This is a genomic window from Streptomyces sp. MMG1121 (assembly GCF_001280015.1).
Classification (GTDB): Bacteria; Actinomycetota; Actinomycetes; order Streptomycetales; family Streptomycetaceae; genus Streptomyces.
On sequence record NZ_LGDV01000248.1, the window covers coordinates 1 to 20339 of the forward strand.

General features: G+C 66.5%; 8 protein-coding genes and 1 pseudogene. 6 read left to right on the forward strand and 3 right to left on the reverse strand.

Going from position 1 to position 20339, the window contains the following annotated elements; all coding sequences use genetic code 11:
- The first annotated feature begins 120 nt into the window (after positions 1–120).
- From ADK64_RS38250 to ADK64_RS38265, 4 genes are all read left to right on the forward strand, one after another.
- Positions 121–564 carry a hypothetical protein gene (locus ADK64_RS38250; protein WP_053666715.1) on the forward strand — a complete coding sequence of 148 codons (444 nt, stop codon included), beginning with the start codon at positions 121–123 and terminating at the stop codon, positions 562–564.
- Between the two features lie 171 nt (positions 565–735).
- Positions 736–2082, forward strand: coding sequence for a replication initiator (locus ADK64_RS38255; protein ID WP_053666716.1), 1347 nt, complete (start codon positions 736–738; stop codon positions 2080–2082).
- Positions 2075–2260, forward strand: a complete 186-nt coding sequence (locus ADK64_RS38260) for a helix-turn-helix domain-containing protein (protein WP_078993107.1) — start codon at positions 2075–2077, stop codon at positions 2258–2260. Before ADK64_RS38255 ends, ADK64_RS38260 begins: the two co-directional genes overlap by 8 nt.
- On the forward strand, positions 2257–3573 hold the full coding sequence (locus ADK64_RS38265) for a tyrosine-type recombinase/integrase (protein ID WP_053666717.1): 1317 nt from the start codon (positions 2257–2259) through the stop codon (positions 3571–3573). The genes ADK64_RS38260 and ADK64_RS38265 overlap by 4 nt, the downstream gene beginning before the upstream one ends.
- Before the next feature lie 142 nt (positions 3574–3715).
- On the opposite strand, the gene ADK64_RS44380 is transcribed toward ADK64_RS38265, so the two are convergent.
- Together ADK64_RS44380 and ADK64_RS38270 are read right to left on the reverse strand one after the other, a co-directional pair.
- A complete protein-coding gene (locus ADK64_RS44380) occupies positions 3716–4270 on the reverse strand; it encodes a hypothetical protein (RefSeq protein ID WP_078993110.1) in 555 nt (184 codons plus the stop codon).
- A gap of 19 nt (positions 4271–4289) precedes the next feature.
- Complete coding sequence (locus tag ADK64_RS38270; RefSeq protein WP_159046453.1) at positions 4290–11333, reverse strand: RHS repeat-associated core domain-containing protein; 7044 nt, start codon at positions 11331–11333, stop codon at positions 4290–4292.
- Between the two features lie 944 nt (positions 11334–12277).
- On the opposite strand from ADK64_RS38270, the gene ADK64_RS48155 reads away from it, so the two are divergent.
- The gene (locus tag ADK64_RS48155) at positions 12278–18211 is read left to right on the forward strand and encodes a LamG-like jellyroll fold domain-containing protein (protein ID WP_159046454.1); all 5934 of its coding nucleotides are present in this window, start codon (positions 12278–12280) and stop codon (positions 18209–18211) included.
- Positions 18212–18419: 208 nt separating this feature from the next.
- On the opposite strand, the gene ADK64_RS48160 is transcribed toward ADK64_RS48155, so the two are convergent.
- Positions 18420–19499: a S1 family peptidase gene (locus ADK64_RS48160; protein WP_107093209.1), complete on the reverse strand. Its 1080-nt coding sequence runs from the start codon at positions 19497–19499 to the stop codon at positions 18420–18422.
- Here ADK64_RS48160 and ADK64_RS44385 point away from each other — a divergent pair.
- Positions 19482–20102, forward strand: a pseudogene (locus tag ADK64_RS44385) (IS5 family transposase); the annotation flags it as partial. The gene ADK64_RS48160 and the pseudogene ADK64_RS44385 sit on opposite strands and share 18 nt — an antisense overlap.
- Between the last annotated feature and the right edge of the window lie 237 nt (positions 20103–20339).

Consider the following 20339-nt stretch of genomic DNA (forward strand, 5'->3'; position numbering starts at 1 on the left):
GCAGCAGCCGGACCTTCTGGGCGGCCGGGATGAACTTGCTGCCCTCCTCGAAGGCGTTGGTCTGCATGAGGTAGGTGACGAACTGGCCGGTGTTCGCCACCGGAACTGCCGCTCCTGCTCGTGGTGATCGATGAGGTGGCGAACTACACCCGCCACCCCGACCGCAAGGCCCGCGAACGCTTCGAGGCCGAACTGCTGGCCATCGCCAGCCAGGGCGCCAAGTTCGGCATCCGACTGTGGCTGCTCACCCAGAAACCCTCCGCCGACGTGCTCACCACCGCCATCCGCACCAACCTGTCCGCCCGGATCTGCCACCGCGTCGACACCGTCGAGGACTTCCTGCACCTCTTCCCCGACGGCCGGGAACTGGACATCACCGCCGCCGACCGCACCATGCCCCAGGGCGTCTCCATCGCCTCTGTCGGCGACATGCGCTCCCCCGTCCGGCTGCGCTCGGTCTACCTGCCCACCGAATCCTGCTGGCAGATCAACGACCTCATGTGCACCGCCGGCCTGAAGGTCCGCGAGCTGCCCGCCTCTGTTGACTTGGGCAAGGCCGCGTGACCCGCTTCGGTCAGCCGCCCGAGCGGGCTGGCCCCGCTTCGGACCGAGTCCGTAACGCAGTGATCCCCGGCAAGGGCGTGTAGTCGCCAAACCCTCGCCCCTGCCGGGGCCTCCCTCCCCAATCCATCCACGGCACACGCGTGTGCCGCAGCGCAGAGAGGTCCCGCCAGCATGCCACCGCACAACCTCACCGCCACAATCCCCCGCCCCGAACCGGCCACGGCGGTACAGCCGTCATTCACCGGGTACCGGGACCTTACGGGTCTCGTCCGGCAACTGTCCTCACTCGGCGGCTGTGCCCAGCCGATGCGGCTCGAAGGCCATCGCACCGAGATCGACGCCTTCACCGGCGAGATCCTGCGCGAACTGAAGTCCAAGGAGTTGCCCGCCGGACACCTGCTGGTCCGCTGCGGCAACCGCCGCACCAGCCGCTGCCCCTCCTGCGCCGAGCTCTACCGCCAGGACACCTACCACCTCATCGCCGCCGGCCTGCGTGGCGGCAAGAACATCCCCGACCAGGTCGCCACCCACCCCCGCGTCTTCGCCACCCTCACCGCACCCTCATACGGACCCGTCCACGGCCGACGCACCGGCGGCTCCGCCCGCTGCCGCTGCGGACACACCCACACCACGGGCGACCCGCTCCTCGGCACCCCGCTCGACCCCGAGCGCTACGACTACACCGGCGCCGTGTTGTGGAACGCCCACGCCCCGGCCCTGTGGGCCCGCTTCATGCTTCATTTGCGCCGCACTATCGCCGCTGCGGCCGGTGTCCCGCAGCGCCTGGTGCACAAGTTCGTCCGGGTCTCGTATGCCAAGGTCGCCGAGTATCAGCAGCGCGGACTGATCCACTTCCACGCCGTGATCCGCCTCGACGGCCCCACAGGCCCCTACACCCCACCACCCGCATGGGCCACCCCCGAACTCCTCGCCGACGCCATCCGAATCGCGGCCACCCGCGCTCACATCGACGGTCCGGAAATCGACGGCCGCGCCCGCTCCTTCACCTTCGGCGAGCAGATCGACACCAGGATCATCCGGTCAACGGCCTTCGAGGGCGGGACCGCGATCACCGAGGGCAAGGTCGCGGGATACGTCGCCAAGTACGCCACCAAGGGCACCGAAGCCGCGACCGGCACCCTCGACCACCGACTGAAGAGGATCACCGAACTCTGGTTCGAGTCCGTGCCCGAGCACGCCGCCCACATGATCCGCACCGCTTGGGCCCTCGGCGCCCGCGACGACCTCAAGTACCTGAACCTGCGCAAGTGGGCCCACATGCTCGGCTTCCGCGGCCACTTCTCCACCAAGACCCGCGCCTACTCCACCACCCTCGGCGCCCTCCGGACCGCCCGCGCGGCCTGGCACCGCCGCCACACCTCTCCCCCCTCACCAACCACCCTCGTCCTCGCCCACTGGGTGTACGACGGCACCGGCCTCACCCCCGACCTCGAACGCCTCGCCGCACTCATCGGCGGTGGCCGGACGCGCGAACAGGCGGTGGCGACTCGTGCGTGACGACGAACTCCTCACCGTCCCCGAGGCGATGGCCCGTCTCAAGATCGGCCGCTCCGCCCTCTACGACCTCCTGCGCACCCGCCGACTGGCCTCGCTGACCATCGGCCGCGCCCGCCGCATCCCCACCCACGCCCTCGCTGACTACGTTCAGCGTCACTTGGAAGAGGCCACCCAATGACCGCTCCCAAGCGCAAGAAGGCCCGCGCCAATGGCGACGGCACCGTCTACCAGCGCAAGGACGGCCGCTGGGAAGCCGCCGGATACGTCCTCGCCCCCGGCAGCACCCGCAAACGCATCCGCGTCTACGGCAGCTCTCGCAAGGAGGCGCTGGCAAAGCTGACCGAGAAGATCGCCGCCAGCAACCGCGGCGTCCCTATCGTCACCGCCCAGGGCAGCCTCGCGGCGTACCTGACGTACTGGCTGGAGAACGTCGCTGTCCACTACCTCCGCGAGACCACCCACACTCGCTACACCGCCGTCATCGAGCAGTACCTCATCCCCGGCCTCGGCCGGAAGAAGCTCGCCAGGCTCACCGCCAAGGACATCCGCACCTGGCTCAACGAACTACGGACCGTCTGCCAGTGCTGCGCACGCGGCATCGACGCCCGCCGCAAGCCCGACGCCCAGACGGGCCGCCGCCCGCGCTGCTGCGCGCTCGGCCAGTGCTGCCACAAGCGCCTCTCCCCGGTCACGCTCGCCTACATCCACTCCGTCCTCAAATCCGCCCTGGAACACGCCGTACGCGAGGAGGAGATTCCCCGCAACGTCGCCCGCAACGTCCGCACCGGAACACCCCGCCCCCGCCGCTTCAACCCCCTCACCACCGACGAAGCCCGCCAGTTCCTCACCGCAGCCCAAGGGCATCGGCTCGCCGCCCTGTTCGAGCTGGCCCTGCGCACCGGACTGCGCAAGGGCGAACTCCTCGGCCTGCGTTGGGAAGACCTCAACCTCGACGCCGGCACCGCCACCATCCGCCGCACCCTCCAACGCACCCGTACCGGCGGCCTGACCACCCTGCCGACCAAGACCATCAGCTCCGAACGGCGCATCGCCCTGTCGGCCTCCTGCGTCACCTCGCTTCGCGCACACCGCGAGCGGCAGGCCAGGGAACGAGACCGAACGGGCTCGGTGCGGCAGGGCAGCGGGCACGTCTTCACGCGACCGGACGGACACCCGATCGAGCCCGCCACCCTCACCCGCCACTTCAACGCCCTGCTCCGCGATGCCCGCCTACGGCCAATCCGGTTCCACGACCTCCGCCACTCAACGGCGACGCTCCTCCTGGAGCAAGGCGTCGAACTCGTCGTCATAAAGGAGCTCCTGGGCCACGCGCACATCGGCGTGACCGCGACGGTGTACGCACACGTCCGGCTCCGTCTCCAACGACAGGCCATCGACCTGCTCGGCCACGCCCTCCGCGACCGCTCGGAGTCGACCGCCAAGCCCGACGATGGCGAGGACCCACCGGTCTGTGCAGCACCCGTCCACTGACGTTGCCGTCAACTACTGCCGTCACGATGGCCAAAAGCCCCATCGGAGTGGAGTTCCGATGGGGCTTCTGGGCTAATTACTGGGCGCTCCCGATAGTCGTGAAAACGAATCCTTCAACGAAGTCCAAAACCAACCCACGAGGCTAAAGGCCGTCAAGCCAGCGACGTGCCGCAGCGCTCTCATCTGGGTGCCCGATTTCGCCTGTCGCCACCCATTCAGCGAACTTGCGAAGGACTTGCGAGTTGCCTAGTTCCTTCAGCACGAACGTACTGATCGCGGACTCCCAGGTGGTACCACAGGAAAGAACTGACCCATCAAGCGAGAGCATGCGAAATTCGGGGCGACCGTACCCACTTCCGAGCGGACCTGAAGCACCTTTCCCCATGATGTCCCACGAGTCCTGCAATTCCACACAGATCCACTGCGAAGGACCGTCCTCCTCAGGGGTAAGCGCAACCAGGAACTGGCGATCGGCCTCGGCAAAAAGGCCCGCTTCGACTGACAGCCGGTACCATTCTGCGTTCGCCTTTTCGAGCAGCATTGGGTCCCCGATATCGACCAGGGACTCGACCCGGCCGTCCTCAGGAGGGCAGCTGGGCGCCTGACCGGTGACGAGCGGGGGAATTAGCCCACCCAATTCGCCACATTCCTCCAGCACCAGGAGACCCGCTGCGGAAAGAGATTCCTTCAGTTCCATTTCATCCATCTCAGGATCACTATGGCCTCGGCACGTACTGGCCGAGAAGGTTGGCATAGCCGTACTCGATCACGTTGTTGTAGTTATGACCAAGCACGTACCCGACGACCCCATCGCTTCGCACGAGCACGCGGGTCAGGGTCGTGGGCGAGCCCACGCCGGTGAAGATGGTCGCATTATACCAAGGACTGTTGGTATTCCCATTTGCATTGAACCAGTCGGGCCCATTGCTGTTGATCCGCTGGGTGACCCGACCGCTTTCAATGCCGTTCACCGTGTTGTGAACTTCCCTCGGAATCTGGGCCCATGCCTGCCGTCCAGCATCAATCCTCTTCTGCACCTCGTCCGGGTGATACGGATCGCCCTCGAATGCTGGTGAGACAGGTTCCGTATTGCAGTTGTGCACAAGGACTGGAGTGGCCCCTGCCAGCACATAGTACGTGTGCAGTTGCTGGACCGTAAGGTTCCAGCGGTCTGCGGCGCCGGGTGTGGTGTGGGTGGCGACGACGTAGGCATGGGCATTGGTGGCGGTGTTGAGGGCGTCTCCGTGGTGGAGCTTTCCGGCGGGAACCCAGGTGCGGTTGGTGTCGTCCCAGAAAGGGTGGTTAGCGGTGCTGCGTAGGGTGGCTGTGTGGCCATCCTTGGTGCGGATGGTGAGATCGATCAGGTCGTGATCGTGGTTGATCCATACGTGCTGGACGGTGCGGGGACCTTGGCGTTTCCCTGTTTTCGGGTCAGCCGCTTCGACTTTGTCGCCGGGCTTGACCTTTCCGATCTTCTTGGTTTTTCCGTGTTCCAGGAGAACGCGGGTGTCGGGGCTGAAGCTGCACCGGCCGCCGGCGCCTTCACTTGCCTCCCCCTCTGAACCGCCTACCCTCCCGTCCTCGCCGGCTCCGAGGGCTTCGACCTTTTCCCCGAACCCCATGGACATGCTTGCGAATTTCGCCATGAGGGTTTTCGGGCACGTTCTCATTTCGTAGCAGGTGCTCAGCGCATACCACCCGAGTTGCTGGGCAGCCGCCTCAGGGTTCTCGCCGTTGGTGAAATATCCGGGCAGTGTGCCGTTGGTGTCGCGGGACACATCCAGATATCGGTCGAACATACGGACGAAGGTGTCCCGGCCCTTCCACTGCACCGGTACGTCGACACCCGGGAAAACTGTGTCGGGGTTGTAGTGCGTGTGTCCTTGGTCGCCACCGTTGCAGATGGAGCATGCAGGCTCGCCCTTGCGCTGGCCGGTGTAGCCGCGGTCCTTGGGGTCGCCGGCGACGGGGTACCCTGAGCCGCACTGATCGGCCATGCACAGGCCGGATGGATCGCTGCTGGTGACGGGGTTGTCCGCGGCGTAGGCGTAGCCGCCGAGCTGCTGCGGGTCGCTCGCCTCGAATACGGGGTCGATGCTGATGAATTGGCCCAGGGTGGGGTCGTACTTGCGGGCTCCGATGTCGGTGTAGCCGGTCGAGGTGTCCTGAGGTTTACCGAGGTAGGAGCGGGTGGGGTCGGGCCAGGTGGAGGTGTTGGCGCTGGATCGGGGCTGCCCGAAGGGGGTGTACTGCTGGCGGGCGACCTTCTGGGTGGTGGCGTCCATCGCTAGGGTCGCCGTGCCGTGGGGGTCGTTGAACAGGTACTTCAGTCCGCCGCCCGCGAGGCTGGAGCGGACGGCTATGGGCATGCCGCTGCCGCCGTGGCTGTAGGTGCGGACTGCGCCGAGCAGGGTGTTGGGGGAAGCCTGGGTGTTGACGACGATTTCGGTGTCGCCTGCGAAGAGGGTGGTCTGGCCGGGGTCGCGGCGGATGAGCTGGTTGCCGTCGGCGTCGTAGAGGTACTTGGTGGTCGTGGGGCTGGTGTCTCCGGTGTCCACCTGGGCGAGGTGGCCCTCGTCGTCCCAGGTCAGTGTCTGGCCCGGTCCGGTGGTGGGGACGCGGGTGTGCAGGTTGCCGTCTTCGTCGTAGCCGAAGCTGCTGGGATTGGTGCCGCCGGTGGTGGCGGTCAGGGTGTGGGGCTGGGCGCCGGTGGAGTTGCAGTTGGCGGTGCAGCCGTCGTTGTAGGTGGTGGTGATGGTGGTGCCGGCGCTGCCGATGGCGTGGTCGACCACTTGGTGGCGGTTGCCGATGGCGTTGTAACTGTATGACTGCCAGTACGAACCGGCCGTGCTGGTGACGGTGCCGGCCGTGGGCGGGTTGGCCGCGCAGTTGTCGTTGGCTGTCCAGGCGTCGGTAAGCCGGTCAAGGGTGTCGTAGCGGTAGCACTGTTGGTCGGTGACGGTATTGCCGGTCTCCGACTGCTGGTCGGTGGTGGAGGTGGGGTTGCCGAAGTCGTCGTAGCCGTCGTACTTGGTGTCATCCACCGTAGGTCCGGGCGCCTGGGTCCGCTCGACGAGGCGGTCGGTGAGTCGGCGGGTCTGGTCGTCGTAGTTGTACGTCGCCCAGGCTGGGTTCGTCGAAGCCCCCATGGTGATCCGGGACGGCTCACCGTAGTTCGTGTAGACGGAGGCGTCCGCGTAGATCCCGATGCTGCTGCTGGTCCTCGCCGGATTGCCCAGGGTGTCGCGGTCGTAGGTGATGAGCTCGCTGTTCAGACCCATAGTGCGCGGGTCGCTCTGTGTCTTCAGCAGCTGGTCGTTAATGCTGTACGTGTAGGTCGTGGTGTACGTCGACGGCAGCGGCGCCTCGGATGTGGGCAGGGTGATGGTGGTGCCGGTCGGCTTGCCGAGGGTGGTGTAGCCGGTGGTCGCCACCGTGTAGCGGCCGGTCGTGTCCTGGACGTAGCGGGTGGAGGATGTCGGCAGGCCGATCCGCAGGGTGTCGTAAATCCAGGACGCGAACTCGAAGTTGTTTTTCGACTTGTCCTTGCCGGTGAGTTTGCGGCCCAAAAGGTCATAGGTGTAGTCGAGTTCGACCTGCTTGGCGTCGGTCGTGGAGGTTATGTTGCCCGCGTCGTCGTACCCGTAGGTGCTGCCGCCCGCGTCTGGGTCCGTCTGGGATTTCTTCCGGCCGAGCAGGTCGTAGACAGATGTCCACACCGTCTTGTCCGGACCGGTGACCCGTGTCTGCTGCCCAGCAGGGTTGTATCCGTACATAGTGGCCGAGGTGGTACCGCCCGCTGTAGTGAAGCCGGTGGCCGCGGAGCCGGAGATGGTGGGCAGGGTGGTGTACTGGTCCAGTTCCGTGGTCTGACCGCGGGCGTCGACGACCGTGGTGGTGGCCACGCCGCCCTTCGGGGGCACGACCGTGGTCTTGTCTCCGGTGTAGGCGGTGGTCGTGGTCCAGGTCTTTTTGCCGTCGTGTTCCTCGGTGGCCAGGTCCGCTCGGCCCTGCCCGTCGTAGTCGGTGACGGTGGTGTCAGGGATGGACACCTGTGAGACGGAGATCAGCTTGCTGCCGGGGCTGCCGCCGACGTTGTAGGCGTTGTTGGTGGAGACCGTCCAGCCGTGCGAGTCGTACTGGGTGTCGTTGACCGTCGTGCTTGAGTTCTCCGCTGTCGTCTGAGTCTGCAGCGGCCGGAGCATGGCGTCGTACAGCGTCTCGCTTGTCTTGTAGCTTCCGTTGTCCAGAAGCGTGTTGGAGGCGACAACCGACGGGGCCGACCGGGAGAGACTGTAGGTGTAGGTCATGTTCGCCGGCGCGCTGTTGGCCTTGGACTCGTTGGGCAGCCACACAGCGGTCATACGGCCGAGCCCGTCGTACGTGAGGGACGTAAGCAGGCTGGCCGCGTCCGTCTCGGCGGTGGGCCGGCCCCGGGCCGGGTCCAGAGTGTTACTGGCGATCTGGCAGTCCTTGGACGACACGGTGACCGTTGAGCAGTCCACACCGGGCGTGACCTGGGTGACGGCCGTGCTGCTGGTGGGCAGCGCACCGCTCGCGGGAGCGTAGGAGGTGAAGACGGTCTGGGCGAGGCTCTTGCCGTCCGGGGAGGTGGACTTGGGGGTACGGGTGACCTTTGTGGCGCGGCCGTAGGAGTCGTACCTGGTGGCGGTCTCGTCCACGAATGCGGTCGCGGTCGCGCCGCTCGCGGCCGACGCCTGCTGGACCAGGGTCGCGTCACCGATCTTGGGCAGAGCCGGACTCTGCTGGCCGTCACCGTCGTAGGCGAAGGCGTTGGTGTCGTAGGACGTGCGGGTGTCCGAGATCAGTGTGCCGCCGGGAGTCGCCCCGGCTGTCGAGCAGTCCTGGTCCGTGGTGATCGTCTCGGCAGGCAACACCAGGGTTTCCGCACTGCCGGTGAGGTAGCGGTTGTACCTGCACTTGGCGACGTTGCCGCTGTCGGCGGTCTCACCCCGGTCGTCGGCCTGGATCGGCATGCCGGCCGTCGGCTTGCCCAGCGTACGGTTGTAGAAGGTGTCCGTCTCGGTCTTGCGCCAGCCGTACGAGACCGCCTGCCGGCTCAACGACTTGGCGGTACGCACCATCTGCGCCGTGAGGTCCGGCAGACCGCCGCGCGAACGCGAGGCCGTGGGGCCGATGACCGTGGGCACCGTGACGTCCGCCCTGCTCAGGCTTCCGGTCGCGCCGGCGTAGGTGTCGGTCTCGAATTCCTCCCCCGCAAGCGCGTTGTCGTCCGCCACGCTGACCGCACCGTCCTGGCTGGTCAGATCGGGCACCGAGCGGCTTTTGCCTCCGGGTAGCGTGTCACCGTTCATGCCCAGGAAGTAATACGTCTTCGTCAGCGTCTTCTGGTCGTAGACCTTCGCGCCGTTGGTGTAGTGGAAGACGGTTGGGTCACCGGTGGTGACGTCCACCTCCGGGTAGCCCCGGAACTGACCCCACGTCCGGTTCTTTGACTTGACGACCTCGTTGTCGTCGTAATGCCAGCCTGGGTCGCCTTGGTAGGCGTAGTCCGTCTCCAGCTCGGGCTGGGTGCCGTCCTGGTAGGAATTGTGGGGATCGGTCGTGACAACCGCGGTGACCTTGTACTTGTAGAACCAGTCCATCCACGGTGACAGCTGCCCGTACGGGGTCCAGTACACCGGGAAGCAGGACAAGGCGTTGGTGGAGGCAAATGACTTGGCCGCTGCGTCTGTGGGGTCATCAGGGTCGCTGGCCGGGGCGCTGGAACAGCTGGGCCGGTCGTAGGTGACGGTGGTCTGGGCGCCGGTTTCGCTGGTGACCGTCTGGACCCGGTCGTGGTACATCAGCGGCATCTGCGGGATGGTGCCCACCCGGTTGGGCAGCTGCAGCGGCGGGTCGAAGTTCACAGCCGGCATGGAGGTGCTGTTCGAGGCGCCGCCCTGGGTGTCCAGACCGGTGCGCTGGATGGAGTCCAGCCACAGCGTGGGAGCGTGATCGCCACCGTCGGGGAACGACTGAGTGAAGGTGTACTTGTCGACCTGCTGGGTCGCCCCGTTCACTTGGATTTGTGTGGTGATGGAGGTCAGGCGCTCACGTGACCAGAAACTCGGGCCGTGGTTCGTGCAGTCGGAGCCCTTCGTGCAGTTGAGGTCGATGGGCACGTCCGGCCAGTAGGCGGCATTCGCCGCCGTGAACTGGTTGTCAGCGCAGGTGTTGCCTGTGGGCGTACCGGGGATGCAACGCTCGGCGGCGTCGAACTGGATCTGCTCGGGTGCGGTGCCGGAGTAGATGCTTGAGGCGGTCATGCCGTAGTCGATGCGTGAGAGGGTGCCGCCGCGGGTGTAGGCGACCGCAGTGTCCTTCATGTCCGCGCCGTAGTAGCCAGTCTCCGGGCTGTAGTACCAAGCGGTAGCGTTGCCGTGGGTGTCGACTGTGTAGTCCAGGTTGAAGCGGTAACCCAGGGTGCAGGCCGTGTCGGCGAAGGCCGTGCTGTCCGGACACGCCGAGACCCCGTCATGCGCGTGGTAGACCGGCTCGGTCCACACGGACTTCGTCTCGTCCTTGCCCGACGTCCAGCCCGGCAGCCGGTTGAGCCCGAAGAAGGACTGCACACCGCCTTCGGTGACCTTGAAGTATTCCCCGTTCGCCGTTCCGTTAGCGGCGCCGGTCAAGTTCTCGATCTTGATCGTGGAGTCGTCGTCGACCGGGTGGAAGGTCTTGGTGCTGTCGTCATAGACGATCTCGGTGGAATTGCCGTTCAGCGACAAGGTCAGGATCTGACCCGCCCAGCACTCGTCACCATCGTTCTTCGGCGCACCCGAGGACGAGTCGTCATCACACGACTTGTAGGTGCGCTCGATGTAGTTGTCCGTCGTGTTCCAGCCGTCACCCAGCCACGAGGACTGGTTGTTCGTCCCCTCTGTACGCGCGTCCTGGCTGGAGGAGTCGTACGACAGGTCCACCTTCGGTGCCGCTCCGCCGATGGCTGCGGGCACTGTGATCGGGTAGTCGTAGGTGAAGGAGCCGGTGTTCCCCGACGTGGACCAGGAGCCGCCGGGCGACAAACTGGTGGCCGAGTAGTCACCGGCGGAGCCTGAGGCATCGGAGGTCGCGGCCATGACAAGCAACTGACCATGCGCAGCCGTTGCCGGGTGAGGGGGCACACTGACACCGGCAGCAGCGTGGGCTTCTCCGGGCACGGAGACCTGGGCGGACAGCGGGGCACCAGGGGTCGCATGCACCGGCGTCTGTGCCTGGCAACGCGTCAGCTTCGGGGTGGTCAGGGCGCAGGCGGGAAGCTGGACAAGGTGCAGCCGGGAGGCGAAGTCACCGCCGAATGCATAGCGGAACGCGGAGTCGTCCACCCGTAGTGCGACCTTGCCACTGCCTGGACCTGTGCGCTGCAACGTGAACAGCACACCATGGACGCCAGCCGTGAGCGCGGACTTCTGGTCCAGCATCGTCACCCGCACGCGCTGCGTCGTGGTGATGGCGGCTGACGAGGCCTGCGCACTTGCTGCGGCGCTCAGCAGCACGGGCGTCTTTCCGGCCCGCACCTGAGTTGCCTTGGCACTCAGGCCTGTGACGGCTGCCGTGACGGGCAGGGTGACGGTGGCGCTGCCCGGAGCGGGAAGCTTCGCGTGTCCGCTGGGGTCGAAGCGCTTGAACGGCTTGGGAGGCGTTCCCCGCTTGGGCGTTGCCCGGGTGAAAGGGATCCGCTTATTGGGGGGTATGGCAGGGGCGGTGATGCCGTGCTTCGTCAGAGAGGAGGCCAAGGCCGCATCTGCGGGCAGTAGCCCCATTACCAAGGCGCCGACGGCAACAACTGCCGTACGACGAACACTTCGAGCGGCCCGTATTGACCGGTCGCTGCGTCTCCACCACGTTACCCGAGCCATGATGCGCGTTCCCCTCCGCCAGCGCCTCGCACACACAAGCACTCTTAGGCCTGGGCAGTTTGAGGGCACGTCAGAGCAGGGGCACACGTCGATCACTCCCCCGCAAGGCTGCACGCTAAGCCACCAAGCAAGCAAAGAAGGTAAAGTATATTCCGAGAATAAGTAAAGGAATTACTTTTGATGGAACGGAATTGCGCATTCCATAGTCAGGAATAGGCCACACCCCACCCGACGGCAACCAATTGGCTACTCAATTGGAGATACGCCTCGAAGTCGCAGGCCCACCCCGAGCGCCTCGACCCGCTCCGTCTCTCGATTTCTCAGCCACGCACCAGGCGCGACGCCGTAAAAATCACCATCTGAGGGTGCCGTCCTCGTCTCGAACTTTCCAGGGCAAGACATGATGAAGTGGACATTCGGATAGCAAGAATGAACATGCGGATACGTCAAAAATGAGCCATCCGCGTGCGCTCATCGGTCGATTGTCGATGGATCCAACCGTTCCTTGCATTCAGAATGCACAGCGGTGCGGGCCCAGGGGGGTACCGCCTGAGACCTGCGAAGGATCCCGAACCTCGATGCCTGCCTTCCGCATACCTATACGTGCGTCCAGACGCCCGGTGTCCAGACCCGTTGCCGCCCTCGTGGTCGCCGCGCTAGCCACAGGGGCGCTGACGGCCACGGTGCCTGCCCATGCTGCGTCCCGCACCCCGGCCCACTCATCCCGAGCGAAGCCGCACAGCACAAACTCCCAGCCAGCCGCCTCGCAGCTGAACTCCCTGGAGTCGGCGTCGGCCCGAGCCAAAGCCACCGGCGAACCGGTGACCATCGATCAGCTCACCGACACGGGAACAGTGGTGGTAGCCAACCCGGACGGCACTTTTACCCGTACGGACTCCTCGATGCCGCAACGCACCCTCCAGGACGGGAAGTGGGTGCCGATCGACACCACGCTGGCGCGGCAGTCGGACGGGACCTTGGCACCCAAGGCCGCCGTCACGGACGTGGCGTTCTCCGGCGGCGGCTCCGGTGCACTGGTCACGATGCGCAGCGGCCAGGACAAGCTGGGATTCTCCTGGCCGAGTGCCCTGCCCACACCAGTGGTGTCCGGTGACACCGCCACCTACCCTGATGTGCTGCCCCAGGTCGACCTCCAGCTGACCGCGGACGCCTCCGGATACTCCTCGGTCCTCGTGATCAAATCCGCCAAGGCGGCGGCCGATGCACGGCTGCGGCACCTGGCGCTCAACACCACATCGACCGGCATCATGCTCGCCGCCACGCGCGACGGCGGCGCACAGGCCACGGACAAACACACCGGCAGGACGGTGTTCCACAGCGATACCGCCCTGATGTGGGACAGCGCCAGCCAGAAAGCCGCCGGCGCACCCCTGGTTCGCACCACGACCGTGTCGTCAGCCCGAGCCGAACACCGGGCGGCGGCCAAGGTCGGCACGCACCGCGCCCAGGTACGCGTGAGCCTCAAACCCGGCAAGCAACTGCTGGAGGTGGCCGAAAAACTGCTCTCTTCCAAGACCACCACCTACCCGGTCTACATCGACCCCGAGTGGAGCGGCCGACCGTCCCAGCTGGACTGGGCACGGATCTCCGACAACGGGTGGAACGTCTATAATTCGACGTCCACCTCAGGTGCCACCAACGCCCGCGAGGGATGGGACAACTCTTCCCCCGGCAACGGCGAACGAGCACGCACGTACTACCAGATGAACACCAGCGGCATCAAAGGCGCTGTGGTCACCCACGCCTCGCTGTACGTGAAGCAGCTCTCCGCCGCTTCCTGCTCCGACACCCCGGCCGCCGTCTACGGCACCGACCGCCCCGCCGGGTGGAGTTCGTCCTCGCTGTACTGGGGCCACGAGCCCGGCGGGCGCACCGGCGCGCTGGGCACGAACCCGAAGAGCCACGAGGCCGGGACCTGCCCGGTGACCGACGGCGCCAATTCCTGGGTCAGCCCGCCGTCGCTCGAATTCGACGTGACCTCACGCGCGCAGAGCGCGGCGGCCGGTGGCTGGAAGAACATGACGCTGATGGTCCAGTCCCCCGACATGAACGACGCCACCCAGTGGAAGCAGCTCGCCTTCGGCGGCGGCGCCACCATGTCGGTCACCTACAGCTACCGGCCCAAGCTCAAGAACGGCTCCGGCACTCCGGCCATCAAGCCGTCCACAGTGAGCATGGGCAAGACGATGACCACCACGCACACCCCGACGCTGTCCGCGCGCGCGGTCGACCCCGACCTGGCCGGCGGCAGCGAGCTGGTACGCATCGAGTACAACGTCTACAACTCCTCGGGAACGCTGGTGCACCAGGGTTTCGGCCCCGGCGCGGATGCGAAGAAGCGTGCCCGGTACAACACCAACGGCAGTGACTGGACCACGCCGGGCCTGCCGGACGGTACATACACCTGGAAGGCCACGGCACAGAACGCGGCCGGCTACTGGGCCGGAACCGGCTCCGGCATCTGGACGAAGACACAGACCTTCACTGTCGACACCACCGCTCCACCGGCCCCAACGGTGACATCAAGTCAGTTCCCTGCCAAACAGATCGGCTCTGCCTTCGGCGACAAGGGCACCTTCACACTCAGCAACAACCATACCAACAACATCACCGGGTACCTGTTCTCCCTGGACGGCACGCTCGGCAACACGGTGTACAGCAGCAGCGTCACCCACTGGACCACAAGCACGAAGATCACGCCGGGCAAGGCGTACTACGCCACCTCCGACAACGCCTCCGGCACCGGCACCTCGGTCATCAACGGCAGTGCCTCGCCCGCCTTCGCTCCTGAAACAGCGGGCCCGCACACGCTGTACGCCAAGGCCGTGGACCAGGCCGGCTCGACGTCTCTCACCCAGACGCCCTACGCCTTCTACGCCGGCACCAGCACCCCCACGTACGCCTACGGCGACAAGATGGTCACCGGCTGGACCGCGACCAACGCGGACAGCACGACGACTGCCGTGCCCGCAGGGACGACCACCACCAAGGGTGGTCAGCTGATCAGCCAGGCCGACGGCAACGGCTATGAGTTCGCCGACGGCTACCAGGCGTTTCTCGGCAACAAGAGCAGCACCTCGAAGGTCGTCTCCGGTGATAGCGTCACGTTCGGCTTCGACGTCCCGAAGGACGGCCCCTGGAGTTTCGGGGTCAACCTGACCAAGGCCAAGGACTACGGCATCTACCGGCTGGTCCTGGACGCAGGAAAACCCACCCAGGCGACGCTGATCAGCGGCTTCGACGCCTACAGCTCCTACGTCACCACCCAGTTCCTCAATCTCGGTTCACCGAAGGACTCCGCCAGCCACCTGCTCACCCTCAAACAGGGCGCGCACACCCTGACCCTCACCCTGACCGGCAAGAACCCCAGCTCCTCGGGATTCCAGGCCGGCGTCGACGTGCTGCGGCTCGCACCGGCGCTCACCTGCGCGATCAACACCACCAGCAGCTGCCTGAACAACACCGCCACCAGCACCTTCACCACCACGACCAGCTCAGCCGACGCCGACGGTTCCGGCAACAGCATCAACTCCGCCGATCTGACGGGCACCTCGGGCTGGAAGAGCGGCATGGCAGTCACCGTGGACGGCGCCACCGTCACGCTGCCGAGGTTCGGCACCGGCACCTACGACAACATGCTCGCCTCCGGACAGACCCTCACCCTCCCGGGCAGCGGCGTGGTGAACACCGGTGACTCGGTGGTCTTCCTCGCCTTCGCCACCGGTGGTGCGGCAAAGGGGGCCACCGGCACCATAACCTACGCCAAGAACAACTGCCTGGACCCCGATGGCAACCCCGCCGACCAGCCGTACCAGCTGGACACCGTGCCGGACTGGATCAGCGGGCCTCCCGCCGCGGCCTCGCTGACCCTGATCCACGAGAACCACAAGGACAACACCCAGACCAGCCCTAGCGCCGGCCCGAAGGTCTACGCCGTCAGTGTCCCGCTCCAATGCCCCGGCTCCATCATCAGCAGCATCTCCCTTCCCCTGTTCACCAACGGTGTCCAGACCGGCCAGCCCTCCCTGCACATCCTCGGCCTCGGCATACGCCCGATGACCGTCACCGGCAGCGGATCGAGCGCCCAGCACTGGGTCGGCACCTGGTCCTCCGTCCAGGACACCGCCAAGGTGCAGCAGTCCGACGGCAGCACCGCGACCGTCAGCGGGAAGACGCTCCGCATCCCGGCACACGTCAGCATCGGCACCGGTGACGGCAACGGCGTCCGCGTCCACCTGTCCAACGCCCTGGGCACCGCCCCGGTGACCTTCGACGCGGCTTCCGTCGCCGCGCAGGACACCACCGCGGGCGGCGCCACAGCGGCCGCGGCGCCGACCTCGCTGGCCTTCGGCGGCAATGCCTCCGTCACCATCCCGGCGGGCGGCGACGTCACCAGCGACCCGGTGACACTGGCCGTCCCGCAGCAGGCCACCTTGCTGGTCAGCGTGCAGGTGCACGGCTCAGTGTCCGCCATGCCCGGCCACGCCATGGCCCAGACACCCGTGTGGGCCAGCAGCGACACGGCCAACCGCACGGGTGACACCGCGGCGAGCAACTTCACACAGACGACGTACACCGGACTGCCGTACCTGGCCGCTATCGACGTCACCACAGCCACCACCGCCCCCACCGGCTCCCTCGTCCTCTACGGCGACCAAAACGTCAACGCCGACACCGCGAGCGACAACGGCCAGCCCGACGGCCGGCACCACCTCAGCGACGCCATTACCGACGCCATCGTCAACGACTCCAACGGGGACGACTCCGTCGACTACGGCATCCTCAACGCGGGTACCAGCAGCGCCAGCCTGAACAACAACCTGCTGCCGCAGGGCACCTACAGCGACTCCCCTCTCAACGCGATCAACCCCCTGGACCGCAACGTCCTGGCCCAGGGCAACGTGCGGACCGTCCTCGTGTCCACCGGCGCCGCCGACCTGCTCAACTGCACCAGCGATGCCAACACCTGTGCCACGAACGTCGAGAACGGACTCGCCGCGCTCAACAGCGAACTAAGCGCGTACTACACCGACGACGGGCAGAGCTACGTCAACGGGCAGCCGGTCACGCAGAACTCCAACCTCACCGTCTACCTCACCACCATCCCGCCGTTCACCGCCGCCCACCCCGGCACCGCCACCCAGGAAGCCGCACGCGAACTGGTCAACGGCTACCTGCTCGACAGCTTCCCGACGCAGGTCATCGACTTCGCGGCGGCGGTCTCCACGGACGGCACGGACACCTCGCCGACCGTGAAAGCGGCCGACCTCTCCGCCGGCAACCCCTCCAACGCGTACTACGCCGACCTCGCCGGCCTGTACCTGAAGGACACCAGCACCCAGGTCGTCGGCATCGCACCGAACGTGATCGTCCCGCTCGCCACCGGCAGCGACACCCCCGACGACGAATGGGAACTGTCCGCGGACGGCACGGACCAACGCGGGGACAACCCGTTCACCGCGGTCGGTGGAACGACCTTCAACGCGGCCGGACCCAACGCGGCAAACGCGCCCGCCGCCGCCACGTCCTTCGACGGCAGCACCGGATTCCTGGAGAGCGACCACACCGCCGTCAACACCCTCGCCGACTACACCGTCTCCGCATGGGTCAAACTCGATTCGCCAACCGGCCCCGCCACCGCCATCTGCGAGGGAACCAGCCAGCACCAGGCGTTCTACCTCGGCTACGACAACAGCAACAAGGGCTGGATGTTCCAGACCACGACCACCAACGACGACAGCGCCGCCTTCCCCACCGCGGAGGGAGACGCCGGCACCGGGGCCCTGGGCACCTGGACACACCTCCTGGTCACCTATACCGCCCCCGTCGACGGAGACGACACCACCGGCGTGATGTCGATCTACCAGAACGGCACCCTGATGGGCACCGCCACCAACCCCACCCCGCAGTACGACTCCTCCATGCCCCTGGCCATCGGCGGCTGCATCAACAGTCCCGACGCGACCACGCCCTACAACGCCTTCCCCGGCTCCGTCTCCGACGTCCAGGTCTACCCCTACGCCATGGCGGCAAGCGATGCGAGCGCGGGCAGCGTGACCGTGCCGTCCGGCTGGGACAACGGCATGCCCGAGGACGAGTGGAAACTCGCCACCGACGGCGCCGACACCGCCTCCCTCAACGCGCTCACCCCGTCCGGCAGCGTCACGTTCAACACCGACGCACCCAGCGGACGGTCCGGCAGTGCCGCGTTCGACGGCAGCACCGGATTCCTCAAGAGCAAGCAGAGCGCGGTGAACACGCTCGGCGACTACACCGTATCCGCCTGGGTCAAGATCAACTCGGCACTCGGCACCACCGCCATCTGCCAGGGCACCACACAACACCAGGCCTTCTACCTCTCCTACGACAAACCCAGCGCCGCCTGGATGTTCCAGACCACCACCACCAACGACGAGAACTCCGACTTCCCGACAGCCGAAGGTGACCCCAACTCCGCACCCGTCGGCACCTGGACCCACCTCGTCGCCGCCTTCCGGGCGCCCGTCCCCGGAACATCCGGCACGGGCTCGATGGCTCTCTACCAAAACGGCACCCTCGTGGGAACGGCCACCAACCTCAGCCCCCAGTACGACTCCTCCATGCCCCTGACCATCGGCGGCTGCATCAACAGCGCCTCCGCCACCACCCCCTACATGGCCTTCCCGGGCTCCGTCTCCGACGTCCACGTCTACCCGCGAACACTCTCGGCAACCGAGGTCAGCGCACTGCACTGACCCGCACCACAGTCGCAACGGCGCCCGTCGCTCCTGCAAGGAGCGACGGGCGCCGCCCTCTCTCGCCCGGCTCCTGCTGGACCCGGAACCCGAATGGCCGTCCGCTGGAAGGGCGCCCCGACCGGCACGACGTCCTGGTCTACCTGGCTGGCAGCCTCAGCTGCCTGGGACGCTCCAAGAGGACCCGGGTGAGATCGTGTTACAGGCTTTACGCGGCGGGAACAGGAACTGGCTTGTTGTCGGACGAGGCCAGTGTCGGGAAGTTGTCTGCGCGCTGGAAGGAGAAGCGTTCCCATCCGCCGATCGAGTCGGCGCGAGCACGTAGCAGACCGTAGTCGGGACCCGAGTCCTTGATCTCGACCGCCACTGACCTACCGTTCTGCAGAGCGTTGATGCCGTAGGTCCCGCCGCTCTGCCCCACCAGTTGCAATCGCTCCCAGGCTCCGGCGCTGCTGGAACGAGCCCGGAGCATGCCCTCGTGTGAACCGGAGTCGTCAATCTCGACACTGACGTAGAGGTTCTCGTAGACGGTACGCAGGCTGACTCCTCCCTTGGGGCTGGTGTGCAGCGTGAACTGCTCCCACGATCCAGCAGGGTTGTCGCTGCGGGCCCGGAGCTTGCCGCGCTGGTTCCCTGTGTCACTGAACTCTGCCGCGACGTACTTGCCGTTGGCGGAGGCCTTCAGCGACCAGCGCGCCACGGTGGCCTGAACCCAGTCGCGCACGTCGTCGAGACGGGTCTCGCTCGCCTTGCTCTGCGCACTGTCGGAGCCGACGCAGCCTGCCTCGTTGGTTGCGCTGTGTACACCGACCAGTTCGAGCCGGCCATCGTTCTTACGGAGAGCCGGGCCGCCGGCGTCGCCCATACAGATGCTGCCCGTGGCCGGGTTGTCGCCCTCCAGGCCGAGGGTGGTGTCATTGACCGCGGAGACCTTCAGGATTCCAGTGTGCAGCTTGGCCGGAACCCACTGACTGGCAGTGCGGCCATAGCCCGCGATCTCGAGCGCATCGTTCACGCTCGGCTTGGCCGTGGCAATGGCAACGGGGGTTATGCCGGTGACCGGGGTGGAGAGTTTGGCCAGGACCAGGTCGCGGTCGGCGCGCGGGCGAAGCTCGATGACGTCGCGGACCTGGCCCGCGGTCGTCGTCGAGTCGAGCCGGCCGATGGTCGCGGTGGTGGCCAGCTTGGGCTTGCCCGCAGCGATGGCAGCGCCCGGATCGGAGCTGTCGGCGAAGCAGCTGGCAGCGGTCAGGACCCACTGTGACTCGAGTCGAAGTCCACCGCCCATCGCCGGTTCCTGATCTGGTCCAGAGCTGGCGTCTGGGGCCGCCTCCACGAAGCCGTGCTGCACCGCCTCGACGACGCCGGCCTCATCGACGTCACCCGCGTCGTCCTCGACACCGCCCACGTCAGGGCTAAAAAGGGGCGAACACACAGGTCCGAGCCCCGTGGACCGCGGCAAGCCGGGTTCCAAGATGCACATCCTGTCGGACGCGAACGGACTGCCCCTCCTCGTCGGCGTCTCCGCCGGCAACACCCACGACAGCGAAGGTCTGAAGCCCATGGTCGAGGGTCACCAAACGAGACACGACCCTCACAACGGCCGGCACTTCAAGCCCCAGCGCCTGCGCGCCGACAAAGCCTACGACCGCGCCGACCTGCGCAGATGGCTTCGCTGGAAACGAATCGGCGTGCGCATCGCCCGCAGAGGCATCGAGTCCAGCGAACGATTAGGACGACGCCGATGGGTCATCGAACGCACCTGTCGTGGCTCTCGGGCTACCGCCGACTCAGCCCCCGCTACGAACGCCGCCCCCGAAACTACCTGGCCTTTCTCGGACTTGCCGGCGCCCTGTGCTGCTACAAGCGACTCGTCCGCCTCACCACGTAGGACACGGTCTAATGATGGGGTAGTGGCAGGGTAGGCGGCGGTTGCCATGGGCGAGGAGCCGGGCAATGACCCGTTCCACGGGCAGGCGCCAACGGCGGTAGTCGACCGGCCAGCTGGGACCGGTGGCCTGCCGCCTGACATCGGCCTGCAGCTCGTGATGCGGGCGCCAGGTGACGACATGGCGGCCTCGTTTGGACGTGGGGAACCGGGCCCGCTCCCCTATGGCGACCGGCACAG